The sequence below is a fragment of the Corynebacterium sp. LK31 genome (assembly GCF_014335015.1).
In the GTDB taxonomy this organism is placed as follows: Bacteria; Actinomycetota; Actinomycetes; order Mycobacteriales; family Mycobacteriaceae; genus Corynebacterium; species Corynebacterium jeikeium_D.
This window is the reverse complement of record NZ_PDGW01000026.1, coordinates 36,963-45,222: the sequence shown is the minus strand read 5'-3', so window position 1 is coordinate 45,222 and position 8,260 is coordinate 36,963. Positions and strand designations below refer to the sequence as shown.

General features: G+C 57.5%; 8 protein-coding genes and 1 tRNA gene. 5 read left to right on the top strand and 4 right to left on the bottom strand.

From position 1 onward, the window contains the following. Positions 1–305 precede the first annotated feature (305 nt). Both CRD18_RS10590 and CRD18_RS10585 read right to left on the bottom strand, forming a co-directional pair. The gene (locus tag CRD18_RS10590) at positions 306–1,100 is read right to left on the bottom strand and encodes an ABC transporter ATP-binding protein (RefSeq protein ID WP_049172923.1); all 795 of its coding nucleotides are present in this window, start codon (positions 1,098–1,100) and stop codon (positions 306–308) included. Between the two features lie 102 nt (positions 1,101–1,202). Next, entirely contained in the window at positions 1,203–2,219 is a 1,017-nt protein-coding gene (locus CRD18_RS10585; RefSeq protein ID WP_242458717.1) for an FtsX-like permease family protein, read from the bottom strand. Between the two features lie 149 nt (positions 2,220–2,368). On the opposite strand from CRD18_RS10585, the gene CRD18_RS10580 reads away from it, so the two are divergent. Together CRD18_RS10580 and CRD18_RS10575 are read left to right on the top strand one after the other, a co-directional pair. Next, positions 2,369–3,574 (top strand): sensor histidine kinase, encoded by a 1,206-nt coding sequence (locus CRD18_RS10580; RefSeq protein ID WP_070827483.1) that lies wholly within the window; start codon positions 2,369–2,371, stop codon positions 3,572–3,574. A gap of 67 nt (positions 3,575–3,641) precedes the next feature. Beyond that, a complete protein-coding gene (locus tag CRD18_RS10575; RefSeq protein WP_070827487.1) occupies positions 3,642–4,319 on the top strand; it encodes a response regulator transcription factor in 678 nt (225 codons plus the stop codon). A gap of 53 nt (positions 4,320–4,372) precedes the next feature. On the opposite strand, the gene CRD18_RS10570 is transcribed toward CRD18_RS10575, so the two are convergent. Next, entirely contained in the window at positions 4,373–5,542 is a 1,170-nt protein-coding gene (locus tag CRD18_RS10570) for an Ig-like domain-containing protein (RefSeq protein ID WP_049172917.1), read from the bottom strand. Between the two features lie 652 nt (positions 5,543–6,194). Here CRD18_RS10570 and CRD18_RS10565 point away from each other — a divergent pair. Then, positions 6,195–6,267 (top strand) — tRNA-Lys (locus tag CRD18_RS10565). Positions 6,268–6,442: 175 nt separating this feature from the next. Here CRD18_RS10565 and CRD18_RS10560 read toward each other — a convergent pair. Next, a complete protein-coding gene (locus CRD18_RS10560) occupies positions 6,443–6,724 on the bottom strand; it encodes a DUF3618 domain-containing protein (protein ID WP_038628049.1) in 282 nt (93 codons plus the stop codon). A 150-nt stretch (positions 6,725–6,874) separates the two neighbouring features. Here CRD18_RS10560 and bcp point away from each other — a divergent pair, with 150 nt between their 5' ends. Continuing rightward, positions 6,875–7,402, top strand: a complete 528-nt coding sequence (gene bcp, locus CRD18_RS10555; RefSeq protein ID WP_049172881.1) for a thioredoxin-dependent thiol peroxidase — start codon at positions 6,875–6,877, stop codon at positions 7,400–7,402. A gap of 75 nt (positions 7,403–7,477) precedes the next feature. Next, the gene (locus CRD18_RS10550; RefSeq protein ID WP_049172878.1) at positions 7,478–8,137 is read left to right on the top strand and encodes a TetR/AcrR family transcriptional regulator; all 660 of its coding nucleotides are present in this window, start codon (positions 7,478–7,480) and stop codon (positions 8,135–8,137) included. Positions 8,138–8,260 lie beyond the last annotated feature (123 nt).

Here is an 8,260-nt window from a genome sequence, read left to right as displayed (position 1 = left end):
AATCGCTAAATCGCGCCCAACTGCGCTTGCTGATGCCCCGTTGGCGATGTGTTGAAGCGCAATGGGTTTGATGGCACTGTATTTCGTTCGGCGGGTTTGCTTCACTACTTCTCCTGGTCGAAAGTGGTGATGCATTCACCGCCTGAACCTACCGCCCGAAAAATAGCCCGAAAGTGTCATAAACTCACACAGTTTCACATTTGCAGCCCGTAATTTCTGGGGTTAAAGGCCAAAAATGTGAGCCTTTCCGGCGGCGTGGTTATCTGACCCAGCCTTTTCGATGCCGCCTCCTCCCCCCATAGTCACTACCGAGTAGCCACCAAGCCTGCATCCGCGGACTGCAGCTTGCCGTCAACCATCTCCACGATTCGGTCGGCACCGTGGAGCTGCCCCAGGTCGTGGGTGATGTACAGGGTGGCCACACCCATCTTCCGCGTCACATCCATAATCAGTCGCGTCACCGCCCCTGCACTCTTCTGATCCAAAGCCGCGGTCGGTTCGTCGACTAGCAGCACTTCCGGCTCATTCATCAGTGCGCGCGCAACATTGACGCGTGCCTGCTGACCACCGGAAAGCTGGCTCACGCGACGTTCTCCCAGCCCAGCCAGTCCGACTGCCTCGAGCAATTCATCTGCGCGCTTCTCCGCTTCACGACGGCCACCCGCGGGCCACCCGAAAACACGGCCCAATCGCCGCATTGCGATGAGCTGCTGCTTGACCGTCAGCGCTGGCAGAAGATTCGGCTGCTGGAAAACGATGCCGATGTGTTCGCGACGAATCTTGGCAGCATCCGCGCCGCGAGCGCTCAGATCAATGGCCTTCCTTTCCGCACTCTCGTCCGCGCCTGCACCGTTCGCGTCCTGCTTGTTGGAGTACAGCGTGACATGTCCGGTATCGGCACTCTTCAAACAACCTGCGATGGTCAACAGAGTCGACTTGCCGGAACCCGATGGTCCGACCAGTCCCACTACCTCGCCTGCCCGGATCTTCAGCGAGATGTCATCCAAAATGGTGCGTTTGTTGTCGCCATCTTGGACGGTCAGCGAAATGTTCTTCAGAGCGAGTGCCACGGGAGCCTGGTTGTCGATGTAGGTAGTCATTTTGTCCTGAATTCCTCAATTCCTCAGTTGAAGGTTGTGCATGATTAACGCGATGTGAGTGTTCTGTGGGAAGCCGCCGTGCTAGGCCGTACTAACGAGCCACTACGCATTCGCCAATGCGGTGGTCGGATCGACGCGGAATACCGGCACCAGTGCCAGCAGCGCACCAACTACGCCGGTCACGGCCAGAATGAGCCCCGGCACGACGGTCGTGGAAGCATCGACCACAATTGGCATGACGTCGCCGCTCTGCAGAGCCCAGCCCGCCGCTGCAGTCACCGCAACACCGCCACCGACTCCGATTGCCAGCACGGCCAGGACCTGCGCCAGAGAGTCAGCCACCAGCACGGAGCGGGACGCACCGAGCGCCGAGGAAATGGCCACACCACGCAGTCGTTGAACGGTCCACACGGTGAAGAACGCGCCTACCACCAGCGCAGAAATCACATACAGCATCGAGGTCATCGCGTTCAGCGAGGTCTGCTCACCCTGGTAGGAAGCCGACAGGTTATTGCGCTCGCCGTCGCGCAGAATGGTTCCTTCCGAGACATTCGGCAGCTGCGCCGCGGACTCGTCGACAACCATCGCCGCTGGCACCATCTGCCCCGGCGTCAGGTCTTCCATCACGCCGCGCCCGGCATAAATGACCGCTTGGTGGTCCAACCACTTATCTCCCGCCACGCGCGCAACGGTGGCCTCGTGCTCGCCCATCGCGCCAGACAGGGTCAGCGAGTCACCTTCCGCAATGGCGGTTTCACTGACGCCGTCGGTGACGGCCACCTGGTCGTCGTTAAGCGAAAAGTCGGAGATGACGGTGACGGGCGTTTCATCGACGCGCGCACGACTGACGTAGACATCGCGGACATTTGCGCCGTTGTCGCTCGCCCATGTCTGGACGCTCTTTCGCGCCGTCTCGCCGATGCTTGACGACGACAACGACGTAGCCCCCTCGGAGACGACGACGGCATCGTTTTTGCTGTAGACCTCGTCAAGTGCGGAGACGGACTGGGCGGACAGGCCTGCAGCCAAAGCCGAGAGGAACGTGACCATCACAGCAATCATCCCGACGGTGATGGTGATCAGTGCGGCACGGCCTGGAGCGGCTCGAAGTTCTTTCATTGACTGGTACATATTCATTATGGTCGTGGATTCAAAGGCGGATTTAATCGCCATGGAGGTTGAACTTCGTCTCCAACTTTCGGTTGATGTTGACAATTCCGGCTCGTCAGCGGTGTTTTGGCAGGCGGAACTGCCCTAAGCTCGAGAGCGTGGATACTCCTGAGACTCTGAACCGCAGCTGGCAATTACTGCGGTTTGCCCTGGATGTTTTGGTGCTGGTGCTGCTGGCGGTATGCGTGGTTCCGGATCCGCAGTGGCGAATCATCACCTATGCGGCGTGCTTTCTAGCGGTGTACATCGCAGGTTCCATTGGGCCGATTGGGCGGGCTCGGCATGGCAACGTAGCCAACGAGGTCGCGCTGACTAAGCCGCGTGGCCTGCTGTTGGGCTGGCTTGTGATTCTGCTGCTGTGCTGGGCGGCGTTGGCGTTTGCAACGCTGGATGCCTCGTTCCTGGTTTTCCCACTGTTTTTCGTAATTCTGCAGGTAACCGGCGGTCTTACGGCCGTAATCATGGTAGCAGCGACAACGGCGACGGCAATTGGCGCTATCGCTATTCATACTCCGCTGACATTTGGTGGTGTCCTTGGCCCCATTCTGGGCGGGACGTTTGTACTTACGGTGGGGCTGGGGTTCCGGCTCCTGCAGAAGGAGACTATCGAAAAGACCAAGGCGCTGGAGGAGCTCTCAGCCGCCCGCGCCCACTCGGAAGCACTGTCCCGTCGTGCCGGTGAGCTGGACGAACGCGCACGCCTCGCAGCCGATATTCATGACACCGTGGCGCAGGGGCTTTCCTCCATCCAGCTGCTACTGCATTCGGTGGAGTCCCGCATGAAAAGTGCTTCCACTCAGCATGACCAGACCTCGGTGGATTCGCTACAGCTCGCCCGCAAGGTTGCGGCCGACAATCTCGCCGAGACCCGGCGCATCATCGCAGCACTTCAGCCGGCTCCCCTCGAAGGCGCAGACCTATCCGGTGCGTTGGAGAAAGTCTGCTCCTCCACGGTGCTGGGCGATGCTGTCAGCTTCTGCGTCGACGGCACACCCACGCGGCTGCCGGCCACCGTCGAAGCAACCATCATCAGGGTGGCCCAGGCGAGCTTGGCGAACGTCGTCAAGCATGCACACGCCACACGTTGCCGTGTCACCCTGACCTACCAGCCCGACGAGATTCTGCTCGACTGCGTCGACAACGGCATCGGCTTCGACCCCACCGCACCAACTAACGACGACAGCGTGGGGATCGCCAACGCGCGCCGACGCGTGGAGAAGCTCGGCGGCACCTTCACCATCGAGTCGGAACCGGGGCGTGGCTGCGGTGTCAGCGTCAGCATCCCGCACGAGCTCGCCTCTTAAAGTCCCGCGCCTGGTATGCAGGTAGGAAACGACCATTCACATCACCCGAGGAGTTAGCCAGGTGACCATGCCCATCGGAGTCCTCATCGCCGACGATCACCCCATCGTCCGCGCTGGTCTTCGCGCAGTCGTTGAATCGGCGCCGGATATCGTCGTGGTTGGCGAGGCGGCCAGCGGTGACGAGGCGGTCGAGAAGGTGCGTGCATCGCTTGACGACGACTCTTGCGACCACATCGATCTGGTACTCATGGACCTTCGCTTTGGTGAGGCCCCTGGCACTGCTACCCGCGCAGGCGGAGTTGATGCCACCGCAGCCATCCGCGCACTGGCCGGGCGCGGCGCAAAGGCTCCAGAAGTGTTGGTGGTGACCAATTATTCTTCGGACTCGGATGTGCTCGGCGCTGTCACCGCAGGCGCAGTTGGTTATCTGCTGAAGGATGCCGCTCCGGAGGAGCTCATCGATGGTATCCGTCGTGCCGTTCGCGGCGAGACCGTGCTGAACACACAAGTGGCCGGGCGCTTGATGGGGCGGATGCGCAACCCCAATACAGCACTAACCCCGCGCGAACTCGAAGTGCTCGAGTTGGTCGCGCGGGGTATGTCGAATAGAAAAATTGCAGAACAGCTGGTGCTCACCGAAGCGACTGTGAAATCGCATCTGGTACATATTTTCACCAAGCTAGACGTCAGCTCCCGCACCGCGGCTGTTGCTCGGGCGCAGGAGCTGGGAATGTTGGGTGATTAGGAAACGGACTAACCCGCGTGGCTTAAATGATGGCCTCACTTAGAGGACATGGACTACCAAGAGCTGGTCTCGTCGGCGTTGCCCTTCTTCCAGGTCTCCCACGGGATGTTCCAGTCACCGAGTCCATCAACACCGGAGAGCGTCTCACCAATCGTATTCTTCACAATCACGATGTCACCGCGCTTAGTGTTGTCCAGGAACCACTTAGCGTTGGCGTCAGTGACGTTGATGCAGCCGTGAGACTGGTTGACGCTGCCCTGTGCCCACGTTGACCACGGTGCACCGTGGACGTAGATACCGGAGTAAGACATCTGCGTTGCATAGTTAACCGGCGTGACGTAGCCACCGTTTTCCAGAGACAGGCCGTAGGTACGAGAGTCCATCACCATGGTCTCGTTGCGATCACCGATGATGTACTGGCCATTCGGAGTCGGGTGAACATTCGACCCCATAGAGATAGGCATGGAGTTTACGACTTCACCGTTCCTCTTAATGACCATGGTCTTCGTCGCGTCATCAGCGATAGCAATGACTTCATCACCGATAGTGAAGCTGGTTTCGGCGGACTCCGCACCGTACATATCGTCACCAAGATCCGTGCCGTAAATATCGGACTTCACGGTAACCTTGGTCCCCGGCTTCCAGTACTCCTTTGGACGCCAGCGCACCTCACTGTTATTCAGCCAGTAGAAAGCGCCTTCCACCTTAGGCTCGGTGGTCACCTTAATTGCTTCCTCAGCAGCCTTGCGGTCCGAAATACTCGCGCTGAATTTCACAGCAATAGTCTGACCGACACCCACGGTGGAACCATCCAGCGGGGACAGGTAACCATTTACCTGAGAAGTCGGCTCGACGGTGGTGAAAGAAGTAGCCAGCTTTTCTGTGCCCGAGGTGGCGTTAATCTCATAGGTCTTTGAGTAGCCCAGGGGTTCTGCAGTGGTCCACTTGGTACCACTGGAGTCGAGCTTGCCCTTGACCTCTTTGCCCTCAGGGTTGGTCATAACAACCTTGTCCAGGCGATGTCCCTCTTCCACCTGAACCGAAATCGGGTCAACCACCGAAACATCGGTGGCGTCGTCCTTCACACTGGCGACAAGACCAACGTCTGGCTTCTCCGCCTCTTGCTGCTCGGCATTATCTCCGCCGACGGTACAAGCAGCTAGCGAGATGGTGGTCGCAAATGTCACCACCGCCATCGACAGGCGCTTAAAAGATTGCCGCATGATCGTGCTTCACTCCAACAGTGCAATTATTAAGTAGTAAGTCCCGGGGACACACTGCGACACACAGCGGAGTCCTGCTACAGCCCCTGGTGCGCCCTCGAAAAAGGTCAGACTGCCCTGCAGCGGCACTAGCCACCGATAAAACGCTCGCCCTAACTGAAAAGCCTTATTGACTGCCCAATCGCAGTCATCAACCCCTCACAGGGCGCAGCACGCAAAGTAGCCCAACGGTTCCTACAGTTAACCCTCTGGAAAATTGCTGTGCAACCCCAAAAAACCGGGGCACTTCAACCGACCTGGGAAAACAGCGCCCCCTTGAAGCTGCGTTACCGAAAAGTAATCAGTTCGCTATTCAAAAGTGCCACCGGACGCTTCCGGACGTTACTGAACACTGTCGAACGTAACTCCGACATCTATGCACACTCCCAACGTCGATGGCATTGATACAGGCCCTACCCCACTTTGAGGATTTCCAAACTTTTTTTGAACTTTTTTCAAACGGTTGCGCAAAACCTTTCAAAAAACATGCAAAAACATCAATTCAAAAACAGCATCTGACCAGCCGATTTTACAAACAATCAGAAACCTGGTTATATATCTTCTCGTTGCCGGCGAGGAGCTCACACAGAGAGCACCAAGCAGGAAACAGTAAGCGCCATTAGCTCAACTGGCAGAGCAGCTGACTCTTAATCAGCGGGTTCGGGGTTCGAGTCCCTGATGGCGCACAATACAGACCGGGAAGGTAGAAATACCCTCCCGGTCTTTTTGTTGCACAACAAGCGCAGGTGCCAACTTGCAACCCTCGCTCGCACCCCACGCCTGACTCAAACAAGGGTTAGATACGCAAAAGCGCACGACCCCAGGCAACCACCCGAAGCGCGTGCGCTAATTACCGAAAAACTATTTAGCAGCAGTCTCAATCATCTCGCGAATGCGGTCAATTTCCTTGCTGCGATTGCGGTTGCGACGAATGCCCATTGCGATGCCACCAACAACAAGTGCGGCAACGACGCCCAGTGCTGCCTGCACCTTCGGCTCATTCAGAGCATCGAAAACACGGGTCTTTGCGTCATCCGCAACGTTCTTCGGATTCGTTCGCACGGTTAGCTCATCCAGAGTACGGGCGAGCTGGTTACGGTTACGCTCAATATCGCGCTGGATATCTTCAATGCTGCGAGCCACGTAAACTCCCTAAAAAGTTGAATATCTAAAGTGATTGTTCGCCTAAAAGACTAACACTTCCACTACAGCAACGTGGGCGAGCACGGGGAAAAACTCAACGCATTGCTTCAGAGTCGACACGCACCGCTCCAGAGTCGATACGATGAAGCCATGACTACTTCTTCCTCCAGCGACAAAGAATACGGCCAGAACAACATCCGTCTGGAAGCTGGCGACCCTGCCCCAGCGTTTACTCTTCTCAACGACGCCGAAGAGCAGGTTTCTCTGTCGGACTACGCGGGCAAGCCCGTGCTGATTTACTTCTACCCGCGGGCCAACACCCCAGGTTGCACCACTGAGGCATGCGACTTCCGCGATGAATCCGCTGCCCTGAACGATGCCGGCATTCCTGTCGTAGGTATTTCTCCGGACAAGCCGGCGAAACTCGCAAAGTTCCGCGAGGACCACGGCTTAAACTTCACCCTTCTGTCCGATCCGGACAAGGAAACCATGACCGCATTCGGCGCTTTCGGCGAGAAGAAGAACTACGGCAAGATTGTCCAGGGCGTCATCCGCTCGACTTTCCTGGTTAATGCCGAAGGAGAAATTGAAAAGGCCTGGTACAACGTTCGCGCCAAGGGGCACGTCCAGCGCGTACTGCGTGACTTGGGTGTGGAATCACAGGCTTCCGAAAGCTAACTAGCCGCAAGGCCTACTCTGACCCTGGCCCCAAACTCTCCTCCCACATCATCCCGATTAGACGGTTTCGTAGTAGTGACTCAATCCCAGGACGCACCGAATATTCTTCGTCCCCGTCGCACTCCGGCTCAGCAACGCAGCCGAGAGCGGTACGCACGCATGCTCAGCTCGGCACGCACAGTGCTCATCGAGCACGGGTTTGAGTCTTTCACTTTCGACGAAGTCGCTCGCATCGCAGATATCCCCATTGGCACGCTCTACCAATTCTTCGCAAACAAGTATGTGATGATCTGCGAGCTCGACCGTCAGGACACTGAGGCCGTCATCGAGGAAGTCTCACGTTTCGGAGAAACAGTCCCCACCTTGAAATGGCCGGAGTTTCTCTCGGAGTTCATCGATCACCTGGCAAAGCTCTGGCGCGAGGACGTTTCTAGAAGAGCCGTATGGTTGGCTGTTCAATCAACGCCCGCCACACGCGCAACTGCAGAAGATACGAAGTCACGCCTGGTCACCGAGATTTCAAAGGTGCTGCGCCCGCTGGTGCCGTCGTCAAGCGATGCGGAACTGAACTTCATCTCCGACCTCATGATTAACGCCACGTACGCCCTGCTGAATTATGCGGTGGACCATCCGGGAAGCGATGCTGAGCGGGAAGCTCATTACGAGCTGACGGTGCAGGAAATCAAACGCATGACAATCTCTTATCTCATGAGCGTCGCGGAGGCCGCAGACTAGAGAGCACCCCTCGCCCACCTCGGCAGGGGCATTTATTGCCCTTATCAATACGCGGAGGGTAGGCTTGCCTTAGTTTACGCTTTACTCTGGTCAGCGCGGTGGGGTTCCCTGTTTTTCGCCGCG

Coding starts and splice junctions, on each gene's coding strand:
- CRD18_RS10590 (WP_049172923.1), bottom strand. CDS start 1,100: ATGACTACCTACATCGACAACCAGGCTCCCGTGGCACTCGCTCTGAAG.
- CRD18_RS10585 (WP_242458717.1), bottom strand. CDS start 2,219: ATGAAAGAACTTCGAGCCGCTCCAGGCCGTGCCGCACTGATCACCATC.
- CRD18_RS10575 (WP_070827487.1), top strand. CDS start 3,642: ATGCCCATCGGAGTCCTCATCGCCGACGATCACCCCATCGTCCGCGCT.
- CRD18_RS10570 (WP_049172917.1), bottom strand. CDS start 5,542: ATGCGGCAATCTTTTAAGCGCCTGTCGATGGCGGTGGTGACATTTGCG.
- bcp (WP_049172881.1), top strand. CDS start 6,875: ATGACTACTTCTTCCTCCAGCGACAAAGAATACGGCCAGAACAACATC.